Below are 24658 nucleotides of genomic sequence, written 5' to 3' on the forward strand. Positions count from 1 at the left end.
GCACGACTCCGGCTATCACCAGCGTCACCGATACCATCGACACCACCACCGTGAAGCTGACGGCAACCGCCACTGCGGCAGAGGGCGGCAACGTCGTCTACACCGCGACCGTCGGTGCGCCAGTGACGGGCTCGCCGGTCGTAGTGACCTTGTCGAACGGTCAGACCATCACCATTGGCGTCGGCCAGACCACCGGCACAGCGACCACCGCAGCGCCAAACGACGTATTGACCGGTCACGCACCGCTGACCAACTCGATTACCAACGTGACCGGCGGTAACTTCGAAAACCTCGTGGCTGACAAAACGCCGGTCAGCACGAACGTGACCGACACTGTCGACACCACCAATCTGTCGCTCAGCGCGACCAATTCGGTCGCTGAAGGCGGTTCGATTGTTTACACCGCGACTTTGACCAACGCCGCTGGCTCGCCAGTGACCGTAACCCTGTCGAACGGCGCCGTGATCACCATCGACGCCGACAAAACCACCGGCACCGTGACCGTTCCGGCCCCGGCTGACGACGTTTACAAAGACGCCGGCACCGTACAGGCGACTATCAGCAACGCCACCGGTGGCAACTTCGAAAACCTGGTGCCGAGCACAACGCCGGCCGTGACCAGTGTTACCGACACGATCGACACCACCACCGTAAAACTTACTGCAACCACAACTGCAGCCGAGGGCGGCAACGTTGTCTACACCGCGACTGTTGGTGCTCCAGTAACCGGAACGCCGGTGGTTGTGAACCTGGCCAACGGTCAGACCATCACCATTGGTGTTGGCCAGACTACGGGGACTGCGACCACTACCGCACCAAACGATGCGTTGACTGGTCACGCACCGCTGACCAACGCGATCACCAACGTCACTGGCGGCAACTACGAAAATCTCGTCGCCGACAAAACGCCGGTTTCGACTACCGTCACTGACACCGTCGACACCACCAACCTGTCGCTGTCCGCGACTGGCTCCGTGGCCGAAGGCGGCTCGATTGTTTACACCGCGACATTGACCAACGCCGCTGGCTCGCCAGTGACCGTCACCCTGTCGAACGGCGCCGTGATTACCATCGACGCCGGCAAAACCACCGGCACCGTGACCGTTCCAGCGCCAGCCGATGACGTCTACAAAGACGCCGGCACCGTGCAGGCCACAATCAGCAACACCACCGGTGGCAACTTCGAAAATCTGGTGCCAAGCACGACTCCGGCTATCACCAGCGTCACCGATACCATCGACACCACCACCGTGAAACTGACGGCAACGGCCACTGCGGCAGAGGGCGGCAACGTCGTCTACACCGCGACCGTCGGTGCTCCAGTGACTGGTTCGCCGGTTGTGGTAACCCTGTCGAACGGTCAGACCATCACCATCGGTGTTGGCCAGACCACCGGCACCGCGACCACCACTGCACCTAACGACGCATTGACTGGCCACGCACCGCTGACCAACTCGATCACCAATGTCACTGGCGGCAACTACGAGAACCTTGTCGCCGACAAGACCCCGGTTTCGACTACCGTCACCGACACCGTCGACACCACCAACCTGTCGCTGTCCGCGACCGGCACCGTGGCCGAAGGTGGCCAGATCACTTACACCGCCACCCTGACCAACGCCGCTGGCTCGCCAGTGACCGTGACCCTGAGCAACGGTTCGGTGATCACCATCGACGCCGGCAAAACCAGCGGCACGGTGACCGTTCCAGCGCCAGCCGATGACGTCTACAAAGACGCTGGCACCGTCCAGGCAACGATCAGCGCCGCCACCGGTGGCAACTTCGAAAATCTGGTCACCAGCACGGCTCCGGCCGTGACCAGCGTCACCGACACCATCGACACCACCACGGTGAAACTGACTGCAACCGGTACAGCGGCTGAAGGCGGCAACGTCGTCTACACCGCGACCGTCGGTGCTCCGGTGACCGGTTCGCCTGTGGTTGTAACGCTGGCCAACGGTCAAACCATCACCATCGGTGTTGGCCAGACCACGGGCACCGCGACCACCACTGCGCCAAACGACGCTTTGACCGGCCATGCACCGCTGACCAACTCGATCACCAACGTCACGGGCGGCAACTACGAAAATCTGGTGGCCGACAAGACTCCGGTCAACACCACCGTGACCGACACCGTCGACACCACCAACCTGACGCTGTCCGCGACCGGCACCGTGGCCGAAGGTGGCCAGATCACTTACACCGCGACCCTGACCAACGCCGCTGGCTCGCCAGTTACGGTGACCCTGAGCAATGGCTCGGTGATCACCATCGACGCCGGCAAAACCACTGGCACCGTGACCGTCCCGGCTCCGGCTGACGACGTCTACAAAGACGCCGGCACCGTGCAGGCGACCATCACTGGCACCAGCGGCGGCGGCTTCGAAAATCTGGTAACCAACAACACGCCAGCGGTGACCAACGTCACTGACACCATCGACACCACCACCGTCAGCATCACCGGCAGCACCTCGGTGACCGAAGGCCAGACTGCCAGCTACACCGTCAGCCTGAACCATCCGGCGCAAACCGAAGTGACCCTGAAAATCGTCTACAGCGGCACCGCCGCCGACGGTTCGGACTTCACCGGTGTGTACACCGTGAAGATCCCGGCAGGCGCGAGCAGCGCGCAGTTCAACGTCGCCACCATCGATGACAAGATCACCGAAGGCACCGAGAACTTCGTGGTCAAGATTGATTCGGCCACCGGCGGCAACTTCGAGAACCTTGCGGTCAGCAGCACCAACGGCAGCGTCAGCACCTCGATCATCGACAACGACGCGCCGCCGGTCATCGACCTGGATGCCAACAACTCCAGCGGCGCCACCGGTGCCGACTACAAGGTGACCTTCACCGAAAACACCCCGGGCGCGGGTGTGTCGATTGCCGATACCGACATCAGCATCACTGACCCGGACAGCACCATGCTCACCGGTGCCACCGTGGTCCTGACCAACCGTCAGGACGGCGATGCGCTGAACCTCGGCAACAGCGTCAACGGCATTACCATCAATGCCAACAGCACCAACGGCACCGTCACGCTGACGCTGTCCGGCAACGCGACGCTGGCCGATTACATGCAGGCCATCAAGAACATCAGCTTCACCAACGGCAGTGAAAACCCGAGCACCGTGCCACGGATCATCACCGTGACCGTGACCGATGGCGGCAACTACTCCAACACCGCGACCACCACGGTCAACGTGGTGGCGGTCAACGACGCGCCGGTTGCTGCACCGAGCAATGTCACTGGCACCGAAGACACCCCGCTGATCCTTGGCTGGTCGACCTTCGGCGTGACTGACGTCGACAGCCCGGCCAGCAGCCTCGGGGTGAAAATCACCCAGCTGCCGGGCGAAGGCAAACTGCAGTATCTCGACGGTTCGACCTGGAAGGACGTCGCCAACAACCAGACCTTCAGCAAGGCTGACATCGACGCGGGCAAGCTGCGCTTCCTGCCGGACACCAACGAATCGGGCGTCAACGGTTACGGCGGCACCGGCCTGGGCAACAATCAGGCGGACTACGCGCAGATCAAATTCCAGCCAACCGACGGCCAGTTGCTGGGCAATACCGGCACCGTGAAGATCGACATTACTCCGGTGGCGGATGCACCGACCGTGAGCGTGGCCGACAACAGCGTGAAGTCCACCGGGCTGATCAAGGAAGTCTGGACCGGTCTCTCGGGTCTGGGCACCAACGGCAACGGCGCGGATTCGACCACGTTGAAAAATGTGATCGACGGCGCTGGCACTCCGAACACCAGCACCAATGTGAACAACGTGCAGTCCGACGGCAGCGTGACCGCCGGCACGGCGTCGAAGACTTCCGGCCTGATCTATCTGGAAGCCGGCAAGACCTACACCTTCAGCGGTGTCGGCGATGACAGCCTGTTGGTGACCATTGGCGGTAAAAACGTCGCCGCGACCACGTGGGGCGTGGGCGGCAACCTAAACGGCTCGTTCACCCCGACCACCAGCGGCTACTACACCCTGGACATCTACCACCACAACCAGAGCGGCCCGGGCAGTTACGACGTCAACCTGTCGGTCAACGGCAGCACGCCGATCGACCTGAGCAGCGCCGGCGTGCCGATCTACACCGGTGTGAAGGATCTGGTGAATTCGGGCGTGACCGTCTCCGATCTGCACGGCAGCAACGGCGAAGGCTATTACGACGGCTACAAACTCAACACTGGCGCCGAAGGCACCACGGTGAAACTGTCGGCGATCACCACCGCCCTGACCGACACCGACGGCTCGGAAACCCTGAGCGTGAAGATCAGCGGCGCACCGGTCGGCTCGGTGCTCAGCGATGGCGCGGGGCATACCTTTACCGTCACCGCCAGCAGCGGCGACGCCAACGTCACTGGCTGGAACCTCGGCAGCCTGACCGTAACGCCACCGCCGTACTACAACGGCCAGTTCAATCTGACCGTGACCTCGACCTCCACCGAGATGGTCGGCGGCTCGGCCAGCAGCACTGCGACTATTCCGGTCAGCGTGGTGCCGGCGGTCTACAACGCCATTGTCGCCACCTCGGCCGACGATACCGTCACCGGCACCGATGGCAACGACATCATCGTCGCCGACATCGGTGGCCTGACCGTGGTGCCGGGCACCAACTACAACATCGCGTTCATGGTCGACAGCTCCGGCAGCATGAGCAGTTCGTCGCTCAACGCCGCCAAAGACTCGCTGACCTCGGTGTTCAACAGCCTCAAGCAGAGCCTGGGCGGCAGCAATTCGGGCACGGTGAACATTTTCCTCGTCGACTTCGATACCCAGGTCAACAAGTCGGTGTCGGTGAACCTCAACGATCCGAACGCGCTGACGCAACTCAAAGCGGTACTGGACTCGATGGCCTCCGGCGGCGGCACCAACTACGAGGATGTGTTCAAGACCACGGCCAACTGGTTCCAGAGCGCTGACGCTGTGGCCAACACCGGCGCGAAGAACCTTACGTACTTCATCACCGACGGCCAGCCGACCTATTACCAGAGCGGCGAGCAGACCAACCCGACGCTGTACGGCAACGTGAAGCTCGACGATGTGGTGAAAACCAGCAACTACAAGCCGGGCGACACCTTCAGCACTTACATCGACAATACCCACGCGTTGACGATCAACAGCGCCGGCACCGTGACCCTGCAAACCTACACTTCGTGGTGGGGCTGGAGCGGCACTAATCTGGGCACCATCCACGCGCAGGGCGACGGCACCTATGAGTTGTCGAGTCTGGCGGGTACCGGTAACAGCACTAATTCGGCAACGACCAGTAACTCGACCAGTGGCTTTGCCTTGCTCAGCGGTCTGTCGAACGTCGAGGCTATCGGACTGAACAACGATGTCAGCCTCAACGATCTGAAGCCTTACGATTCGGACAAAACGCCGCAGACCAACATCGATCCGAAGGACCTGGCCAACTCGATCATCGGCCACACCGAAGCGACGATGCCAGGCAACGACACCGTCAGCGGTGGCGACGGCAATGACATCCTGTTCGGCGATCTGGTGAGTTTCAACGGCATTGCCGGTGAGGGTTATCAGGCGATGCAGGCGTTCGTCGCGCAGCAAACCGGTGTCGATGTCAGCAAAGTCACCACCAGCAACGTGCACCAGTACATCACCGAGCACTATCAGGCGTTCGATGTCTCCGGCGCGCATGACGGCAACGACACGCTGTTGGGTGGCGCGGGCAATGACATCCTCTTCGGCTCGGGCGGCAACGACTGGCTCGATGGCGGCAAAGGCAATGACATTCTGCTCGGCGGCACTGGTAACGACACGCTGATCGGCGGTCAGGGCAACGACATCCTTATCGGTGGTTCGGGTGCCGACACCTTCGTCTGGAAGGCGGGCGACACCGGCAACGACGTGATCAAGGACTTCAAGGCCGCCGACGGTGACCGTATCGATCTGCGCGATCTGTTGCAGGGCGAGACCGGCAGCACCATCGACAACTTCCTGAAGATCACCACAGTCGATGGCACGTCGTCGCTGCAAGTCAGCTCGGCGGGCAAGTTCAACTCCGGCGATGCCGCTGCGGCAACCCCGGATGTGACGATCAAACTGGAAGGCAACAACTGGTCGAGCGCCAACATCCACAACCTGATTGCCGGCAGCGACCCGACCATCAAAGTCGACCACAACAACAGCTGATACCTGAACAAAAACGGCCGCCCTTCTGGGGCGGCCGTCACGTTTGTGCGGTCCGGACCGGTGACGATTGCGTCGCCGCCCCGCATACTCGCGCGCAGTTGGCTATGCTGCTCACAGCATGACGCTGGTTCATTTCTGAGGGATGCTCAATGTTTTACGTGCAACGCGATGCGCAAGGTCTGTTGATTCGCGTGGAAGCCGCGGCCTACGCCGAGGCCACGGAAACGCTGCCGGCCGACAGCCATGAAATCCAGGCCTGGTTCGCCAACGAAGTGGTGGAAACCAGCCTCAAACAGCTCAAGCAGAGCGACTTTGAGATGATTCGGGTACTCGACGACCTGATTCAGGTGCTGACCCAGAAAGGCGTGATCCGCGTCACCGACCTGCCACCGGCGGCCCAGGCCAAGTTGATGGACCGGACCCAGGCGCGGGAAGCGTTGGGCGGGTTGAGCCAGTTGATCGATGAGGATGAGGGTGGGTTGATCTGATCCACCCGGTATCAAAAGCTTACCCTCACCCCAGCCCTCTCCCCGAGGGAGAGGGAGCCGACCGAGGTGTCTGGCGCCATACATCGACCTGAGAGATTGAGTCGATTGTGGATTCAGCGCAAATCGTTCACGTCGGCGTACTTCCCGAATATCCCCTAATCAGTCCCCGTGAGGGAGAGGGGCCGATCGAGGTGCCTGGCGCTATACATCGACCTGAGAAATCGGGTCGATTATGGATTCAGCGGAGCTCTTTCACGTCGGCGTATTACATCAATATCCCACGGTCAGTCCCCTCTCCCTCTGGGAGAGGGCTAGGGTGAGGGTTGCTTTTGCAATGACTCACCGCCAAGGCTTCGGCTCACCCAACAACTGCCCCTGAACCCCATACAAGCCCATCTCGCGAATCACCGACAACTCGCCTTCCGTCTCGACCCGCTCGGCAATCAGCGGCAAATCAATGCTGTGCGCCGCACGCTGGATCGCTTCGATAAACAAGCGTTTGTCACTCTCCTGATCGATCGCACGAATGTAGCTGCCATCGATCTTCAAGTACGCCAGCCCCAACCGCGCCAGGTTGCCAATCATGCTGAAGCGCCCACCAAAGCGCTGCAGGCTCAGCGAGAAACCCAGTTCACGCAGACGCCGGGTCAACTGCTCCAGCACCGCTTGCTCCGGCAGCTGTTCCTCACCGATCTCAAGGGTCAGGCGTGAACCCAGGTTGGAGTGCGCGCGCAGGATCTCGAAGACTTTGTTCAGCGCCTGCGGATCGGCCAACGTCGCCGAGGACAGGTTCAGCGCCAGCGACTCCTCATGCGCTTTCATCTGCTCGAGCACGCGCTCGAGCATCAGGCGATCCAGCCGCGCGGTCCAGCCGAAGCGCTCCAGCCATGGCAGAAAACGCCCGGCCGGGATGGTCTGGCCCTGATCATCGAGCAAGCGCGAGAGCACTTTGTAATGCAGCACCAGTTGCGGGTCGGCGGCAGCCACCACCGGTTGGAAATACAGCTCGAAACGCTGCTGACTCAAGGCCTGATCAAGCAAACGGTGCCAGGCGTGGTGATCGTCGCCGACATCCGTCGTCAGGCTCTGATCGATGCAGGCCCAGTTCTGCTCGCCCTGCCCTTCAGCCTGCGCCAGCGCCTGATCGCCGAGCGTCAGCACTTGTTGTGGCGAATCGCCGTGAGCGAACGGCGCCAGACCGATCGACGCCACCGCAGCCACATCGGTCGCGCCGGTGGCGTGCAGACTGCTCAAGGCATTGTCGAGGTTCTGCGCCAGTTGCAGCGCTTCCTCTCGGACCAGCCCCGGCGCCAGTACGGCGAATTCACCGCCACGAATACGCGTGACAAGGTTCTGGGTTTCCGGGTATTTGGCGCATTCGCGCGACAGTTGCTCGCCGACCGCTTTCAACAATTCATCGGTGCGCTGACCGCCGAGGCGCTGGTTGAGCCCGGCCAGATCCTTGACCCGCAACAGCAGCAGATAACCGGAGCTGGCCTGCTCCGGGTTGCTCACGCGATTGTTCAACTGCATCTCGAAATAGCGGCGGTTGGCCAATCCTGTCAGGTTGTCCTGATAAGACTCAGCCCGCAGTTTTTCACTGCGCTCGGCCTGCTCCTGAAACAGCGCCTTGAGCTTCTCGACCATCTGGTTCATCGCTTGCACCACGCGACGCAACTCAGGCGTGCGCGGTAACTCCGGCAGGCTGAGGAATTCGCGCCGGGCGATGGCGTGAGACTGCTTGACCATGTAATCCAGCGGCTTCAACTGTCGACGCAACAGCAGCGCACCGAGCACGGCACTGATCGCACCGCAGATCAGCAGCCAACCGAGGCTGCCCAACGCGCTCTGCCACAGCTTGGCCACGGCGAACATCGGATGGCTGACCACCTCGACCCGCGCCGCCTGCTCCCAGCCACGGCTGACCAGTGCGTCGCCACCGGCCGGTTCCAGGCCGATCAGTTTGACGAACCAGTCCGGCACATTGCTGACGGCCGGAATGCCGCTGCGCTCGACAATGGTCTTGTCGGTCTTCAGATCGACCACGCGGATGCTCGCGTAGTAACCGCTGTCGAAAATCGAGCTGACCAGCAACTCGACCATCGCCGGATCGTCGATATTCGGCGTCAGCGACAAGGCCAGCGCCGTCGCGGCGTCCTGGGCGTGCGAGCGCAACTGGTTGACGTACTGGGTGCGCGAGCTCTCCAGACTGACCATGAAGCTGCCGGTGAAGGCGACCACCAGGAACAGACAGATTGCGATCAACAGCTGTTTGAACAAAGACATCTGAGCGCGTGCTCCTAGTTAGTCGTCTCGACCGGGAAACCTTCGGCCTGCATTTTCTTCAAGACATCCTGCCAGCGCGACAGGCGTTTGGTGTCACCGACCTTCTTGTTGCCCTTGGCGCCCGGCAGGTACAACCCTTCCGCATTGAAAGAGTAGACCGGCAGCAAATCGGTTCGCTGCGACGCCGGCTGGATCGGGTCGATCAGGCTGTCGAGCACCAGCGGCATGGCATCGGGGGTGGCATAGTAAGTCAGGACCATGTGCGCGCGGTTCTGGCGCAACGCTTTGACATAGGTGATGCGCAGCTTGTCACTGGAAACCCCGAGGTGGCGCAGGCTGAAATACTTGGCAATTGCATAGTCTTCGCAGTCGCCGGCGCCTTTCCATAAGGCTTCGATCGGTGTTTCCCAATAATCGACCTCGTGCCACAGGTCGATGTCTTCGACGTAGCGCACCTGTTTGTTGAAAAACAGGTTCACCACTTTGAGCTTTTCCATCTCGCTGACCTGCTTCTGCGTGGCCAGCAGATTCTGCCAGGCATCAATACGTTGCTGCCCGGCACCCAGTGGTCCGTAGAGTGCCGTGGCTTTGCGGCTGATCGTGGAAAAATCCCAATCGGCATGCAGACCGCCCAGCATGACGCCGGCCAGCAGCAGTGCGCAGCCTAGCCAGCGCAGTGTCCGGGGGATCGCGAAACATACCGCCACAGCAGGTTTCCAGGGGGCAGGAAGGAAAGCGTTTGATGGTGAAGCTTAGCCCGGTAAAAAACAATGGCACCATGAGATCATCGCTGCCGCGCTAAACTTCGATTTGCACCGCAATGTTTTACAAGGTTTGACAACCTGTAGAGCAATCACTAGTGTCATTTGGATCCAAATCAGGCCGACATACAGGGTGCGTAGTCGTGACACAGAAGCCCAAACCGCTGCACAGCATTAAAGTCGATGGACCGATTCCTGCGCATCTGGCCCGGTCGGTGATCGAAGAAACCCTGCGTTCGGCAATCCTCGATGGTCGTCTGCCCTGTGGCACGGCGCTGCGCCAGCAGGATCTGGCCGATCTGTTCGGCGTCAGCCGCATGCCCGTGCGCGAAGCTTTGCGCCAGCTCGAAGCCCAAGAGCTTTTGAGCGTTACCGCGCACAAAGGCGCGGTGGTTGCACCATTGATTCAGGGCGATGCCACTGAAACCTACGAGCTGCGCATCCTGCTCGAATCCGAAGCCATGCGGCAGTCGGTTCCGCTGTTGACCGCAGCCGATCACGCGCGCGCGGCCACTTACATCGAAGAGCTGGAAGCGCAACACGACTACACGGAAATCGGCCGGCTCAACCGTTTGTTTCACATGGCCCTGTACTGCAAGGCGCCCAACCAACGCTTGCTGCGCCTGGTCGAAGACGGGCTCAACGAAGAGGAGCGTTTTCTGCGCTTCAACCTTGAGGCCATGGGCCTGGGCAAATTGTCCCAGGACGATCACCGGGCGATGCTGCAAGCCGTTCAGGAGCGCGACATTGATCTGTCGATCAAACTCCTCGAGCAGCACCTTAATCGGGGCGTCGAGGTGATTACCCGCTATCTCGCTACCCCCGCCGCGCAAAGCCGCAAAGCCGCGCGCTGAGCACGTACTTACCCGCGAATCACCCGCTTACAAATCCCCCAGCGATCTGCCAGCCCTCGGGTGGGCGGATCCGCGCACCCGCTTCAACCTCCCTGCGCCGTTCAGCCCGAAATTTGCACCTCGCGGTTGATGAATCGGTAATAGCCGTGGCGCTCATTTACCCGCACTCTTGAACGGCCAACCCCATTAAGAACGGGCGACGCGCCGTCCTGACGGCGCAGTCCCCGCACCAGGAACCTACGGAAGGAGCCTTGCCACGGGAAAAAGGAAGTCATGGCGCGGGGTCACGGCCAACTTCCGCCCCTTTTAAATCATTCAACTCTTATTACTGGAAAGTTGCTTCGAGTGAGGCATTCACTCTTGTCGATCAATTTTGGCCGTTATTCGCCGAAAGGAGCAACTACGCCCAAATAAAACTTTACTCATAAGTTTTATCGGAGCAACTCAACTTCAAAAAACAGCAAACTTAAAATAATTAAAAATATACTTGTTAATTACTTTGTCGGTGTATTAGCTTTTCTTCGCCAAGTTTGAACTTCGCCATTCATCTCGGCATCAGCCCAATGCCTGCGGCACATCAGCAGCGCTTTATGGGCAGACATGAGGCCATGTCACAGGTATATCGATCCGCACTTATCCACCAGGAAGGAAGGCTGTCGTCCGTCGACAGAAAACAAGTAAGTCGTCGTTCCATTGATTTCGCAGTTTCCAGAGCAGTTCCATTACACATCAACGATAAAGGACATCATGATGCCCACCAAGAACCAACTCGCCCTGAAGAAAGCCGAACTTAGCATTCACCCGATCTTTTCCGAGATCACTTCGTTGTCGGTCTTGCAACGTTTCATGGAAACCCACGTGTTTGCCGTGTGGGATTTCATGTCGCTGACCAAACGCCTGCAGCAGGAGCTGACCTGCACGCGGTTGCCCTGGCTACCGCCGCGCGATCCTCACGCCGCCCGTTTGATCAACGAGATCGTTCTCGGCGAGGAGTCGGATGATCGCCTGACGGAGGGTCATTACAGCCATTTCGAGTTGTACCTGGATGCGATGCGCGAAATCGGCGCGAGTACCACGGCGGTGGAGCGCTTTGTCGCCCTGCAACAGGAAGGCGTGAGCTATGACGTCGCGCTGCAAAGCGTCGAGGTTGATCCGGCCGCCGCGCAGTTTGTCCGCGACACCTTGCGTACCGCCCTGCATGCACCTGGACACAGTGTGGCGGCGGCGTTTCTGCATGGCCGCGAGAGCGTGATCCCGAGCATGTTCCAGCGCATCCTCGACGACTGGGGCATCGGTATCGAACAGGCGCCGACCTTCCGCTATTACCTGGAGCGGCACATCGAGGTCGACTCCGAAGATCACGGCCCGGCGGCGGAGCAACTGCTCGAGCGTCTGGTCGCCGGTGATCCGCAGCGCGAGGCCGAGGTCTATGCCAGCGCCATCGCCGCCGTGGAAAGTCGTATCGCCTTGTGGGACGGCCTGCGTCTGAGCATGCGCGAACCATTGGCGGAGGTGGCCCAATGAATGCCGCCGACTATCAGTCCTTTGCCGACGCCTGGGAGAACCGCGCCACCATCCGCACCCGCCCGCGCCGCGTGCTGGAAGACGATGAACGCCTGATCTACCCGCTCAGCCGCCAACCGTTGGTGCTCAGCGAAACCTTCCTGCGCGAGTGTCCGCAACAGCGCGATTTCGCCCTGGTGCAGACGCTGTACAAATTCATCAACGACGTGGTGATTTTCGAGACCGAGATCGTCGACAAGACCGCACGCAGCATCGCCAAGAATCGCTTCGCCGTGGCGTTCCCGTTTGCCTGTCGTTACGACGCAATGACCGTGGTGGTCGACGAGGATTACCACGCCCTGGTGGCGATGGATTTCATGCAGCAAACGGTGGCCATGACCGGCATCGCCCCCATTCAGTTGCCCGATGAGATCGAACTGAGCCGGGCCATTCCCGCCGCTGTGGCGCTGGCACCGGAGCACCTGCGCAGCGCGGTCGAATTGATCTGCGTGGCCATCGCCGAAAACACCGTGACCGGCGATGTCGCGGCGTTCGCCCGCGACGACACCGTCAAGCCGTCGATCAAAGGCCTGATGGCCGACCACTTGCTCGACGAGGGTCGCCATTCGAGTTTCTGGGCGCGAATGGTGCGCATCTATTGGCACACCGCCAGCGCGGCGGATCGCGAGACTATCGCGCAAATCCTGCCGGTGTTCATCGGCCATTACCTGACCAACGACATCCAGAAAGCCTTCGACCTGCGCCTCATCGACGCGCTGCCGGTCAGCGAGGCCACGCGCCGTGCGCTCCGGGATGAAATGGCCGGGCTGGCGTTCCCGATCAATCGCCACCATCCGCTGGTGGGCAACATCGTCAAGTTCTTCCACAACAGTTCGCTGCTCGATACCCCGTGCGTGCAGCACGCCCTGCGTGACTACCTGATTTGATGAGGAGGCCGACATGAAACGTCTCGACATTTTGCTGATTGGCGCCAGCCAGGCCATGACCGACCTGGCGCAAGAACTTGAACAACATGGTCACTCATTGCAGCGCAGCGCAGCGGGTGTATCGACGGTAGATCTGATCATCGACGATGGCTTCCTCGGCGCCGGCGATCATTGCGCCATCCCGCACTTACATTTGCGTCTGGGCGTCGGAGCTCAAAGCGCTGCGGGTTTGCCGACACTCGATCTGCTGTGCTTCCTCGGCTCGTCACTGATCAGCCGCGTGCCGATTGCCGACGAGCCGTCCGGTAATGGTCAGGCACTGCGCCAGCGAGCACTGGCGCAGGTGGTCGACGAGGTGACGTTGCTGGTCAGCCGCTTCTCTCGTGATGCTGACTATTTTCAGCAGGCCGCGTCGGTGCCGGCGGCGGATTTCGAGCGGATGGAAGACCTGCTGTTCCTCGACAGCCTGGCGTACATCCATCGCCTCAACGACACGGCCAATCCGGCGCTGCTGCAACAGGCGCAGATCCCGCTGATCGAGCGCCTGCAACAGAGCCTGATCCGTCACGCCGAACGACCGGCGCTGCACCTCGCCGAACAGTCGATCAGCTATCAGCAACTGCACGCTCACAGTCGCGCGATCCAACAACGCTTGCTGCCCTTGCTCGAACAGCATCCGCAACCGTGGGTGGTCGGCATCTGCCTGCCGAAAAGCCCGGCGCTGTTCGCTTCGATTCTGGCGATCCTCGGCAGCGGCGCGGTGTACCTGCCGCTGGAGCCGAGCCATCCGTTGCAGCGCCAGCAATACATTCTGCAAAACGCCGGCGCATTGCTGTTGTTGCATGACAGCGAGCATCCACTCAGCGTCACCATGACGGGGCTGGACGTCACCCGCATCGACAGCTCAGAGGCTGATATCACCCAGCCGTTGATGCGCAGCCGCCCAGACCTTGATACACCGTGCATGGCGCTGTACACCTCGGGCACCACCGGGCATCCGAAGGGTGTGCTGCTCAGTCAGGCCAACCTCGCGCATTTCACCGCGTGGTACGCCGATTACGTGCAGTTGCAGGCCGAGAGCCGGGTGTTGCAGTTCTCGTCACTGAGCTTCGATTCGTCGCTGATCGACATCTTCCCGACCCTGCTTGAAGGCGCCGAACTGGTGGTGCCCGATGACACGCAACGACGAGATCCGTTGCAACTGGTCGCGTTGATCCGGCGCCGGCAACTGACCCACGCCTTCCTGCCGCCAGCGCTGTTGAGCATCCTGCCACTGGAGCAACTGGAAGGCGTGCAAGTGATGACCGGCGGCGATGTCTGCGAGCCGTTTGTCATCGAGCAACTGACTCGTCAGGGCACGCTGCACAACCTTTACGGCCCGACTGAAGCCACGGTGCTGATCACCGCCCGCCGACTCACATCGGGCGACAGCAACCGCAGCCTCGGCGCGCCGATCGCCAACAGCCAGGTGCTGATTCTCGATGACGATTTGCAACCGGTGTCGCAGAACACCGTCGGCGAATTGTTCATCGTCGGCCCGGGGGTCTGCCTCGGTTATCTGAACAATCCACAGCAGACCGCCGAACGTTATCTGACCTTGAATCTGCCGGACGGCCACACGTTGCGCGCCTACCGCAGCGGCGACATGGCCAAGTGGGGCGAACACGGTATCGAGCTGTGCGGACGGCGCGACAATCAAGTGAAGATCCGCGGCTTCCGGGTCGAGCCGGAAGAGATCGAACGCTGCCTGCGTGAGAGCCAGTTGTACCGGCAAGTGGCGGTGGTGATCGACTCTCAGCGGCGGATTCTGGCCTTTCTCGCCCAGCCGCAATCGGACACTGCGCGCGAAGCACTGAAGGCCCACGCCCGGCAGTTTTTGCCCGACTACATGCAACCCGTGGCGTGGACTGAACTGTCGAGCATGCCGTTCGCCAGCAACGGCAAGGTCGACCGCAAGGCGCTGCTGGCACTGTCAGTGAGCGTGCAAGACAACGGGCCGAAATGCCTGCCGGCGAATGCCGACGAAGCACTGCTGCTGGAGATCTGGGCGGAGCTGCTGGAGTTGCCGAGCAGCGATATTTCCACCGACGAAAGCTTCTTCAATCTCGGTGGCCACTCGATTCTGCTGTCGCGAATGTTGCTGCGGCTGCGTGAGGAGTTCGGCCGCAGCATCTCGATCAATCGCTTCATCGAACTGCCGACCATCATCAAACTCGCGACGCTGGTGCGCGGCACCGATGACAGCGCCGTACTCAGCGCCCAGGCCATGGCCGACGCCGAACGTGCGCTGGACATCGAACCGCTGCCGATCAACCGCATGGGCGATGTGCACAAGGTCATCGTTACTGGCGCCAACAGCTTTGTCGGCGTGCACATCGTCGAGGCGCTGCTCGGTTGGGGCGCCAGCGAAGTGGCGTGTCTGGTGCGCGACGGCGGCGGGAAAACAGCAGCGCAACGCTTTGCCGAGTCTCTGCGGGAAAACCGCCTGGAGTATCTGGATCTGAGTCGCGTGCGGGTTTACGCGGCAGACATTACGCGTCCGCAACTGGGCCTGAAGAACGAAGATTATCAACGTCTGGATCGTGAGTTCGGCGCGTTGGTGCACAACGCCGCCAACGTCAATCACGTGCTCGACTACGAATCGCTGGCGGCGGACAACGTCGAGCCGATTTTTGCCCTGCTGCGTTTGTGCGAAGGGCAGAGCAAGAAGGTCTTCAATTTCGTCTCGACGCTGTCGGCTTCAAGCACGGTCGATGATGCGGGACGGGTGCTGGAACTGCCCGCCGCGCTGACGCCACCAATCTACATTCGCAACGGTTACAACCTGTCGAAATGGGTCGGTGAACGCATCCTCGAACGGGCGCGTGAGCGTGGTATGCGGGTCAATCTGTACCGCCCCGGCAATATCAGTTTCAACAGCTTGAGCGGCGTGTGTCAGCCGCACAAAAACCGTTTGATGCTGATGCTCAAAGGCTCGATCCAGCTCGGTCAGGTGCCGGCCTTCGCGCTGAATTTCGACCTGATGCCCGTGGACTTTCTCGCCCGCTTCATCGCCTTCCACGCCAGCCGTTATTCGCCGGAGCGTGCGGTGTTCAACCTGCACAACCCCGAGCCTTTGAGCTGGGACGCCTACGTTGCTTCGTTCCGCGAAACCGGCAGTGAGTTCTCGCTGGTCAGCGTTGCCGACTGGCAGCAGCAACTGGGCCGCGTCGATGCCGACAATGCGCTGTTCGGTGTGCTCGGTTTCTACCTCAACGGCTTCGAAGAAGACATCGGCGATATCTCGCTGATCGGCCACGCCAACGCTGAAGCCGGCGTCCAGCAGATGGGCGCGCATTACCCGCAGAAATCCCCGGCGCTGCTGCGTCGCGGCTGTGACTACCTGAAAGAAATCAACTTCATCTGAAGCCACAAAAAAAGGAGCAACACCATGAGCACTCTGCAACCCGACACCTTGATCAAAAACCCGCACGGCTGCCACGTTGTATCGTCGGTGGAGGTGCCCGCAGACGCGGCGCAAGTCTGGGCAGTGGTCGGCAACTTCGGCGGTTTCGACCGTTTCATTCCGGCGCTGTCGCACATCGAAATGACTGGCGAGGGCGTCTCCTCACTGCGCAAGAAGTTCTTCAAGGATGGCAACGTGGTGGTCGAGCAACTCAACTCCCGCGATGAGCACGCACGAAGCATGACCTGGACGACAATTTACAACACGTTGGGCGTGGCGAATCTGTGGGCGGCGATGAATGTGGAGTCGCTGGGCATAGGTAAATCCCGGGCGACCTGGACGATCATTGCCGAGCCTGCTTCGGGGGGTGAGGAGGCGCTGCCGGGGTTCAAGGATTTTGTGCAGGGGTTTGCGGATGATGCGATGGGGAATGTGCTGAGGCTGTTTGTTTAAGGCTTCGGCTTTGCGGTGATTGCACCACCGCTTTCGCGAGCAGGCTCGCTCCCACAGGGAAATGCATTCCAAATGTGGGAGCGAGCCTGCTCGCGAAGAACGATAACGCGGTCAGATCTTGAAGCTGTCGACCAATTGCTTCAGACGGTTGGCCTGCTGCGACAACGCATCACAATCCTTCAACGTCTCGTTGAGGTTGGCCACGCTCTGCTGGTTCAGCAGGTTGATCTGGTTAACGTCGACGTTGAGGGTTTCCACCACGGCGGTCTGCTCTTCGGTCGCCGCTGCCACCGACTGGTTCATGCCGTCGATTTCACCAATGCGCTGAGTCACGCTGACCAGACGCAAACCGGCCTGGTTGGCCACTTCCACGCTCTGCTCGCTGGAGGCCTGACTGGCGTTCATGGTGGTTACCGCTTCGCGCGAACCGATCTGCAGCGAAGTGATCATCTTGTGGATCTCTTCCGCCGATTCCTGGGTGCGATGGGCGAGGTTACGCACCTCATCCGCCACCACGGCAAAACCACGTCCGGCTTCACCGGCACGTGCTGCTTCGATCGCGGCGTTGAGCGCCAACAGGTTGGTCTGCTGCGAAATGCCTTTGATCACATCGAGGATGTGGCCGATGTTGTCGGTGCTGGCGTTCAGGGTTTCAATCTGGGTGCACGACAGGCTGATTTTCTGCGACAGCTCAGTCATCGCCTGGATCGTCTGCTCGACCACCTGACGACCGTCATCGGCCTGCTCGCTGGCGCCACTGGCGTGTTGCGAAGCATCGGCGGCGTTGCGCGCAATTTCCTGCGTAGCGGCACCCAGCTCGTTGATCGCCGCAGCGACGCTGTTGGTGCGCGCACTTTGCTCGTCAGAGCCGATGATCGAGGCATTGGACGACGCCATCACCCGTTGCGACAGGTCATGCACATGGCGGGTCGCCGAGGAGACTTCGGAAATCGACGCGTGAATCCGCTCAACGAACTGGTTGAACGCGCTGCCCAATTCACCGAACTCGTCTTTGCTTTCCACAACCAGACGGCGAGTCAGGTCGCCTTCACCCTGAGCAATGTCCTGCATCGCGCGGCCCATGGTGGTCAGCGGACGCATCAACACGTTGATCAACAGGCTCAGCAGCAGTGCAATGGCGGCCACCGCAACGAACATCGCGATCAGTGCCGAAGTACGGAATTGGCTGAGTGCGGCGTAGGCTTTATCACGATCAATCGACAGACCGATGTACCACTGCGCATTCGGCAGATCGCTGACCGGGGTGAACGACAGAATGCGTTCCTGGCCGTTGAGCACCACGTTCTGGTTGCCCTTCTCGATGCGCACGCTGGTGTTCGGGTAGATGTCTTTCAGGTTCTTCATGACCTGGTCTTTGTCCGGGCTGACGATCACCTGACCGTCGGCGCTGACCAGGAACGCGTGGCCGAGGCCACCGAAGTCCACCGAGTTGATGATCTTCACCAGGGTTTCCAGGCTCAGGTCACCACCGACCACGCCGAGCAGCTCGCCGTTCTTTTTCACCGGCATGGCGATGGTCACTACCAGGCCACCGACAGCGGCCATGTAGGGCGGCGTCAGCATGGTTTTGTCAGCCACAACGGCTTGCTTGTACCAAGGGCGCTGACGCGGGTCGTAGCCGTCCGGCATCTTCGCGTCAGGGCGCTGGGTGAACACACCGTTGGCCTGACCGACGTAAGTGAACTGGAAGTTCGAAGTGAACGCTGGTTGATCGACCAGGCCTGGGAAATCCGCGTCCTTGCCTTGATGGGCAACGTTCTGCGCGAGATTTTCCAGCACCAGAATCCGCCCGCTCATCCAGTTCTGCACGCTGCTGGCGGTCAGATCACCGGCCTGCTGCACAGAGGACTGGAGGTTCTGGCGAATGGTGTTTCGCTGCAGGTAGTCGTTGTAGAGGGTGAACAGCGCGAACGCCAGGACCACGACGCCCGAGGCGGCCAACAGGATTTTATGGCTGAACTTGAGATTCATTTCATGGGACTTCTATGCAAAAAGTGGGGATGCGTTCCGGATGCAACATTCCATGTACAGCGCAGGCAGCGTTCTTCTGGCCGCTCTACTTTGGTGCACGCATGTCTCACCAGTCTGTCGGCACGTGTCGGAGAAATCTTAGGGCTGAGTGGGAAATGGATGGCATTTCTGAAGGTTTCCCGCCGAACGGCGTGCCAGAGCGGTCGCCTGGATGTTTTTTAGGGGCGATGTAAGAGTGACGGTTGCAAATTCCGTAACCCTTGATGACAATGCGAGTAATTATCATTTGTGACGTTCGCGTTCATGTCCTCTCCTGAGTTTGCAGTACAGGCGCTTTACAGTACTCATCACGGCTGGCTCAACGCTTGGCTGCGCGCGCGGCTGGGCAACGCGGCGGATGCCGCAGATCTGGCCCAAGATACTTTCGTACGCCTGTTGCAACGCACCGAACGCCTAGAACTCAAGGCGCCGCGCGCCTTCCTGCGGACCATCGCTCGCGGGTTGGTGATCGACCATTGGCGCCGCGAAGAAATCGAACGCGCTTATCTGGAAACCATCGCTCATTTACCCGAAGCCGAAACGCCAAGCGCTGAAGCCCGTGCGCTGGTGATCGAGCTTCTGGAAAGCATCGCGCGCATGCTTGAAGGACTGAAGCCGAAAGTGCGTCAGGCGTTTCTGCTGGCGCAGTGCGAAGGTTTGACCCACAAGCAGATCGCCGAACAAATGGGGCTCTCCTTGCGTTCCGTGGAGCGCTACGTCGCCGATGCGCTGTATCACTGCTACGTGCTGCGGTACGAAAGCTGATGCCTATGGATAACGTCGCTCTCGGTCGCCGCGCCGAACCCCGTCAGCACGTGGTCAAACAAGCCATCCATTGGCTGCTGCGTTTGCGCAACAACCATGGCAACCCGCGTTTGAATCGCCAGTGCGAACAATGGCGCGCCGAACACCACGAGCATGAACTGGCCTGGCAACGCGTGCAGTCGCTGCAAGCCGAACTGACCAGCAACCTGCGCGCGGTGCCCGGTGCGCAAGTGGCGTTCAACACGCTGGAAAACAGTGCTCAGGGTTTGGGCCGGCGACAGACCTTGAAGCTGTTGTCTGGCGCATTGCTGATGGGCTCCGCTGCATGGCTGGCCAAAGACACGACCGCGTGGCAGCAATGGAGCGCCGATTACGCTACAGCGACGGGCGAGCGGCGCGGCCTTCAGTTGCCGGATGGCACGCGAATCGAACTGAACACCGCGAGTGCAGTGGATCTGGATTACACCGCGCAGCAGCGGCTGATCAAACTGACGCGCGGCGAGATCGTCGTCACCTGCGGCGCCGCCGATGAAGGTGCATCGTTCGAACGACCGCTGCGCGTGCAAAGCCGTCACGGCGTTTACGAGCCGCAGAACGCACGGTTTATCTTGCGTCAGGACAGCGATTGCACGCGGCTCAGCGTCACCAGTGGCCAGGTCACCATTCACTCCGGCAGTACTTCGGTGCAAGCACTGGCCGGGCAGAGCTACCTGCTCGATCACCATCAGGTTCGCCCGGCGTCGCCGCTGGACATGGATGCCGGCGCCTGGGTCGACGGTTTGATCGTCACGCGCAACATGCGTCTGGGCGACTTTCTCGCTGAAGTCGGGCGTTATCGTCAGGGCTTTCTGAGTTGTGCGTCCGACGTTTCCGAGCTGCGTCTGTCCGGCGTATTCCGTCTGGAAGACACCGACAAGCTGTTGGCGATTCTGCCGCAGACTTTGCCGGTGCAATTACGCTATCGCACGCGCTGGTGGGTGACGCTGGAGCGCGTCGCCTGACATTATTTTTGGCGGGTTTTCGCTGCAGGTCCGGCTTAGTCAGTAAGCACTTCAACTCAAGCGTTTGCGACTTCCTACGGAAACCTACAATGACTGTCCGCGCCACCTGTAAGAACTCTCTGAATTTAACTTCCGAATCGGGCCTGTTGCGCCACGCCGTTCGGGCAGCGCTTTTTTCCACAGCGCTGGGCGTTGGTGTGATGCCCGGTTTGAGCATGGCGGATAGTCCGGCGGCCAGTGAAGTCAGCCATCGCTACAACATAGCTGCCGGGCCACTGGGTGAAGCGTTGAATCAGTTTGCCCGCCAGGCCGGCATCACGTTGTCGATGACTCCGCAGCAGACTCAGGGCCGACAATCGCCGGGCGTTCAGGGCGAGTATTCGGCCGATCAAGCGTTGAGCCATTTGCTCGGTGACTCCGGCCTGGAAGCGGTCAGCCCAGATGGCAGCAGTTACATCCTGCGCCCGCTCGCTGAAACCGAAGCACTGGCCTTGCCGACTACCGACATCAGAGGCTTTGCCCTCGGTAACGCATTGGGCAGCATGGATGGCTACAACGCCACGCACAGCCAGATCGCCACCAAGACCAGTACCGCGTTACTGGAAACTTCGCAAAGCGTCTCCGTGGTCACTCGCGAGCAAATGGACGACCAGGGTTCGCAGACCGTCGCACAGGCAATGCGTTACACCCCGGGCGTGCTGACCAATCCGTATGGTGCGACTCACCGCTATGACTACGTGGCGATGCGCGGTTTCAACGACGGCTCGGTGGACAACATCTACCTCGACGGCCTCAAGTCGATGGGTGACAGCGGCACCTACAGCACCATGCAGGTCGATCCGTATTTTCTTGAGCGCGTGGACATTCTCAAGGGACCGTCGTCGGTGCTGTACGGCCGCAGTTCACCGGGCGGTCTGGTGGCGCTGACCAGCAAGAAACCGTTGTACGAGGCTTACCACCAGGTGCAAGCGACGGTGGGCACGCAGGGTCAGCGCGGGGTCGGTTTTGACTTCAGCGGCCCGGTCGATGACGACAAGCGCATTGCCTACCGTCTGATCGGGTTAACAGATCAGTCCGACACGCAATTCGACCATAACAAGGAAAAGCGTTTCGCCCTCGCACCCACGTTGAGTATCGATTTCAGTGAAGACACTTCGCTGACCCTGCAGGCTTATCTGCAACACGATCCGGATGGCGGTTACCACGGCGGCGTACCGGCCGACGGCACGATTCATCAGCGCAACGGCGATCGCATCTCGCCGCACTTCTTCGAAGGCGAACCGGGTGTCGATGGCTATTCGCGCGATCAACAATCGTTCGGTTATCAATTCGAACATCGCTTCAACGATGTCTTCACCGCACGCCAGAACTTCCGTTACCTCGATTCCAAAGTGAACATGGATCAGGTCTACGCGTATGGCTGGACCTCGCCGACCAGCAATGAACTGAACCGCTACTACACCGGCGGAGATGAGCGTCTGCATGCCTTTATCGTCGATAACATGCTCCAGGCTGAATTTTTCACCGGCGCGACCAAACACACGGTGCTGATGGGCGCGGACTATCAGCGGCGCAAAACCGTGGTCGACTGGACCAGCGGCGGTCTCGCGCCAATCAATGCGTTCAACCCGGTGTACGGCAACTCGGCGATCGACATGTATGGCGAAACCAGTTACTTGCGCCGTCTGGAGCAGACCGGGGTTTACCTGCAAGACCTGATCGAGATGGATAAGTGGCGCTTCTCGCTGGGCCTGCGTCAAGACTGGGTCGAGACTTCGGACGAAAATCGTATCGCTGAATCCGGACGTCCGGTCGGCACGGAAATCAATGATCGACGCACCAAACTCACTGGCCGCGCCGGCGCGCTGTACCTGTTCGATAACGGCCTGGCGCCGTACATCAGCTACTCCGAATCGTTTAACCCCAATTCCTATGCCGACAGTGCCGGTAACCCGCTGGCCCCTACCGACGGCACACAATGGGAAGTCGGTTTGAAGTACCAGCCGCCGGGCACTGACAACCTCTTCACCGCGTCGCTGTTCCGCATTGATCAGGAAAACCTGGCGACCAAACTGCCACAGGAAAACTTCTATCGAGCGGTCGGTGCCGTCCGCTCTCAGGGTGTGGAACTGGAAGCGCACATGCAGTTGACCGATAACCTCAAGGTGCTCGGCAGCTACACCTTCACCGATATCGAATACTCGAAGTCGATGGTCAGTACGTTGAGCACTCCCACCGACGTGATCGAGAACAAGGGCAACTCACCGACGCAGGCGCCACGACACATGGCTTCGTTGTGGGCGGACTACAAGTTCGACAGCGCCGCGCTCGACGGCCTGCGCCTGGGCGGCGGTGTGCGATATGTCGGTTACAGCTGGGCCGATGCGGAGAACACCCTGAAGGTGCCTTCCTACACGCTGTTCGATGCCTCGATTGGTTATGACTTGGGCAAGGTCGGCTTGAAGGGTGTCGATGTGCGTCTGAATGCGAACAACCTGACCAATGAGTCCTACGTCGCCTCCTGCGCCAGTCTGAACTTCTGCTATATGGGCGAAGAGCGCAACGTCGCGGCGACGGTCAGTTACCAGTTCTAAGCCTTGATCCTGTGCATAAAAAAGCCAGCCCCTGATGTTTCAGGGGCTGGCTTTGTCGTTTCTGTGGGGAAATTCTCATGCGTGCGTTTTTGGTGTTGTTGCACCGTTATATCGGCTTGGCCACGGCAGTGTTTTTGCTGCTGGCGGGAGTGACCGGGAGCATTCTGGCGTTCAATCATGAGTTGGATGAATGGCTGAACCCGGAGTTTTATGCAGCGTCTGCCGTGGGTGAGCGACTGCCTCCCGGCGATTTGGTTGGCGCCATGCAAAGTGCTCATCCGAAGTTGCAGGTCTGGTACATGGAGTATCCGCATGAGGCGGGGCATACGGCATTGCTGGCGATGGTCCCGCGTAATGATCCGGCAACCGGGAAGCCGTTCGATGAACGTAATCAGGTGTTCTATCTGGACCCGGTGAGTGCGGAGCAAAAGGGCCAGCGGTATTGGGGTGAGTGTTGTTTTCAGCGAGAAAATTTTGTCCCGTTCATTCTTGAGTTTCACTACAACCTGACGTTGCCAGGAAACTGGGGATTGTTATTGATGGGGTTGGTTGCCGTTGCCTGGGTGATTGATTGTTTCGTTGCGCTTTGGCTGACGTTGCCCCGTGGCAAGCCCTTCTGGAAGAAGTGGTCGACCGCGTGGAAGATCAAGGGTGGGCATGCCTACCGGCTCAACTTCGACCTGCATCGCGCCGGGGGATTGTGGCTATGGTTGTTGCTACTGCCGATTGCCGTGAGCAGCGTGGCGATGAACTTACCGAGCCAAGTATTCAAACCTGCGGTTTCATTGTTTTCACCGATTGAGCCGAGCGTCTATGAGGCCCGAGGGCGAATGCCTCCTTCACAGTTGGGGGTGACGCAATTGAGTTATCAACAAGCGTACGAGAGGGCGTTACAGGAAGGGAAACGGTTAGGACTGACAGCGGCGATCGGCGAGTTGTATTACAGCTTTGAGTACAACTTCTACGGCGCAGGATTCGGGCAGCACGACACTGAAGCCCATGGCAAATCCTGGTTGTTCTTTCATGGTACGGACGGGCGCTTGTTAGGGCAGGAGATTGCTGGGCAGGGAACGTTGGGAGAGCAGTTTTATCGGTTGCAGTTACCGATACATGGAGGGCGGATCATTGGGGTTACAGGTCAAGTAATGATCGCGATGTTAGGTATTTTGATTGCGGGTTTGTCGGGGACTGGCGTCTACATCTGGTGGCGCAAATGGCGGGCGCGACGTATCAGCAAGGCCCGTAAAGCTGTTTGATCATTGGTTTTGTAGGCTCTGAAATGACAAAAACCCTGTCTGCGTTAGCAGACAGGGTTTTCGGAATTTAATCTTGACGATGACCTACTCTCACATGGGGAAACCCCACACTA

General features: G+C 60.0%; 13 protein-coding genes and 1 pseudogene. 11 read left to right on the forward strand and 3 right to left on the reverse strand.

What is annotated here, in order from left to right:
* A pseudogene (locus tag ACWR1S_RS28135) lies at positions 1-6161 on the forward strand (LapA family giant adhesin); the annotation flags it as partial.
* 149 nt (positions 6162-6310) lie between these two features.
* Positions 6311-6649: a hypothetical protein gene (locus ACWR1S_RS28140; RefSeq protein WP_007918987.1), complete on the forward strand. Its 339-nt coding sequence runs from the start codon at positions 6311-6313 to the stop codon at positions 6647-6649.
* Positions 6650-6988: 339 nt separating this feature from the next.
* Here the strand turns inward: ACWR1S_RS28140 and lapD are convergent, their stop codons facing one another.
* Together lapD and lapG are read right to left on the reverse strand one after the other, a co-directional pair.
* Positions 6989-8935, reverse strand: a complete 1947-nt coding sequence (lapD, locus tag ACWR1S_RS28145; protein WP_454565791.1) for a cyclic di-GMP receptor LapD — start codon at positions 8933-8935, stop codon at positions 6989-6991.
* A gap of 14 nt (positions 8936-8949) precedes the next feature.
* Positions 8950-9642, reverse strand: coding sequence for a cysteine protease LapG (gene lapG, locus ACWR1S_RS28150; protein ID WP_038369141.1), 693 nt, complete (start codon positions 9640-9642; stop codon positions 8950-8952).
* 197 nt (positions 9643-9839) lie between these two features.
* On the opposite strand from lapG, the gene ACWR1S_RS28155 reads away from it, so the two are divergent.
* The 5 genes from ACWR1S_RS28155 to ACWR1S_RS28175 all read left to right on the forward strand — a co-directional run bounded on the left by ACWR1S_RS28155 (position 9840) and on the right by ACWR1S_RS28175 (position 16898).
* Positions 9840-10550: a GntR family transcriptional regulator gene (locus tag ACWR1S_RS28155; protein WP_454565792.1), complete on the forward strand. Its 711-nt coding sequence runs from the start codon at positions 9840-9842 to the stop codon at positions 10548-10550.
* Between the two features lie 747 nt (positions 10551-11297).
* Positions 11298-12074, forward strand: a complete 777-nt coding sequence (locus ACWR1S_RS28160) for a DUF3050 domain-containing protein (protein ID WP_454565793.1) — start codon at positions 11298-11300, stop codon at positions 12072-12074.
* Positions 12071-13000 carry a diiron oxygenase gene (locus ACWR1S_RS28165; RefSeq protein WP_454565794.1) on the forward strand — a complete coding sequence of 310 codons (930 nt, stop codon included), beginning with the start codon at positions 12071-12073 and terminating at the stop codon, positions 12998-13000. The genes ACWR1S_RS28160 and ACWR1S_RS28165 overlap by 4 nt, the downstream gene beginning before the upstream one ends.
* A gap of 13 nt (positions 13001-13013) precedes the next feature.
* Positions 13014-16406 (forward strand): amino acid adenylation domain-containing protein, encoded by a 3393-nt coding sequence (locus tag ACWR1S_RS28170; RefSeq protein WP_454565795.1) that lies wholly within the window; start codon positions 13014-13016, stop codon positions 16404-16406.
* Positions 16407-16430: 24 nt separating this feature from the next.
* The gene (locus ACWR1S_RS28175; RefSeq protein ID WP_454565796.1) at positions 16431-16898 is read left to right on the forward strand and encodes an SRPBCC family protein; all 468 of its coding nucleotides are present in this window, start codon (positions 16431-16433) and stop codon (positions 16896-16898) included.
* Between the two features lie 111 nt (positions 16899-17009).
* Here ACWR1S_RS28175 and ACWR1S_RS28180 read toward each other — a convergent pair whose 3' ends face one another.
* A complete protein-coding gene (locus ACWR1S_RS28180) occupies positions 17010-18890 on the reverse strand; it encodes a methyl-accepting chemotaxis protein (RefSeq protein ID WP_034151784.1) in 1881 nt (626 codons plus the stop codon).
* 303 nt (positions 18891-19193) lie between these two features.
* On the opposite strand from ACWR1S_RS28180, the gene ACWR1S_RS28185 reads away from it, so the two are divergent.
* The 4 genes from ACWR1S_RS28185 (at position 19194) to ACWR1S_RS28200 (ending at position 24545) form a co-directional block, all read left to right on the forward strand.
* Positions 19194-19694, forward strand: coding sequence for a sigma-70 family RNA polymerase sigma factor (locus tag ACWR1S_RS28185; RefSeq protein ID WP_454565797.1), 501 nt, complete (start codon positions 19194-19196; stop codon positions 19692-19694).
* On the forward strand, positions 19694-20695 hold the full coding sequence (locus tag ACWR1S_RS28190; RefSeq protein ID WP_454565798.1) for a FecR domain-containing protein: 1002 nt from the start codon (positions 19694-19696) through the stop codon (positions 20693-20695). Before ACWR1S_RS28185 ends, ACWR1S_RS28190 begins: the two co-directional genes overlap by 1 nt.
* A gap of 89 nt (positions 20696-20784) precedes the next feature.
* Positions 20785-23289, forward strand: coding sequence for a TonB-dependent siderophore receptor (locus tag ACWR1S_RS28195; protein ID WP_454565799.1), 2505 nt, complete (start codon positions 20785-20787; stop codon positions 23287-23289).
* A gap of 77 nt (positions 23290-23366) precedes the next feature.
* The gene (locus ACWR1S_RS28200) at positions 23367-24545 is read left to right on the forward strand and encodes a PepSY-associated TM helix domain-containing protein (protein WP_454565800.1); all 1179 of its coding nucleotides are present in this window, start codon (positions 23367-23369) and stop codon (positions 24543-24545) included.
* Positions 24546-24658 lie beyond the last annotated feature (113 nt).

Source organism: Pseudomonas sp. AIG, assembly GCF_977020205.1.

Coding starts and splice junctions, on each gene's coding strand:
- ACWR1S_RS28180 (WP_034151784.1), bottom strand. CDS start 18,890: ATGAATCTCAAGTTCAGCCATAAAATCCTGTTGGCCGCCTCGGGCGTC.
- ACWR1S_RS28160 (WP_454565793.1), top strand. CDS start 11,298: ATGATGCCCACCAAGAACCAACTCGCCCTGAAGAAAGCCGAACTTAGC.
- ACWR1S_RS28195 (WP_454565799.1), top strand. CDS start 20,785: ATGACTGTCCGCGCCACCTGTAAGAACTCTCTGAATTTAACTTCCGAA.
- ACWR1S_RS28140 (WP_007918987.1), top strand. CDS start 6,311: ATGTTTTACGTGCAACGCGATGCGCAAGGTCTGTTGATTCGCGTGGAA.
- ACWR1S_RS28190 (WP_454565798.1), top strand. CDS start 19,694: ATGCCTATGGATAACGTCGCTCTCGGTCGCCGCGCCGAACCCCGTCAG.
- lapD (WP_454565791.1), bottom strand. CDS start 8,935: ATGTCTTTGTTCAAACAGCTGTTGATCGCAATCTGTCTGTTCCTGGTG.
- ACWR1S_RS28200 (WP_454565800.1), top strand. CDS start 23,367: ATGCGTGCGTTTTTGGTGTTGTTGCACCGTTATATCGGCTTGGCCACG.
- ACWR1S_RS28170 (WP_454565795.1), top strand. CDS start 13,014: ATGAAACGTCTCGACATTTTGCTGATTGGCGCCAGCCAGGCCATGACC.
- ACWR1S_RS28165 (WP_454565794.1), top strand. CDS start 12,071: ATGAATGCCGCCGACTATCAGTCCTTTGCCGACGCCTGGGAGAACCGC.
- ACWR1S_RS28185 (WP_454565797.1), top strand. CDS start 19,194: ATGTCCTCTCCTGAGTTTGCAGTACAGGCGCTTTACAGTACTCATCAC.
- ACWR1S_RS28175 (WP_454565796.1), top strand. CDS start 16,431: ATGAGCACTCTGCAACCCGACACCTTGATCAAAAACCCGCACGGCTGC.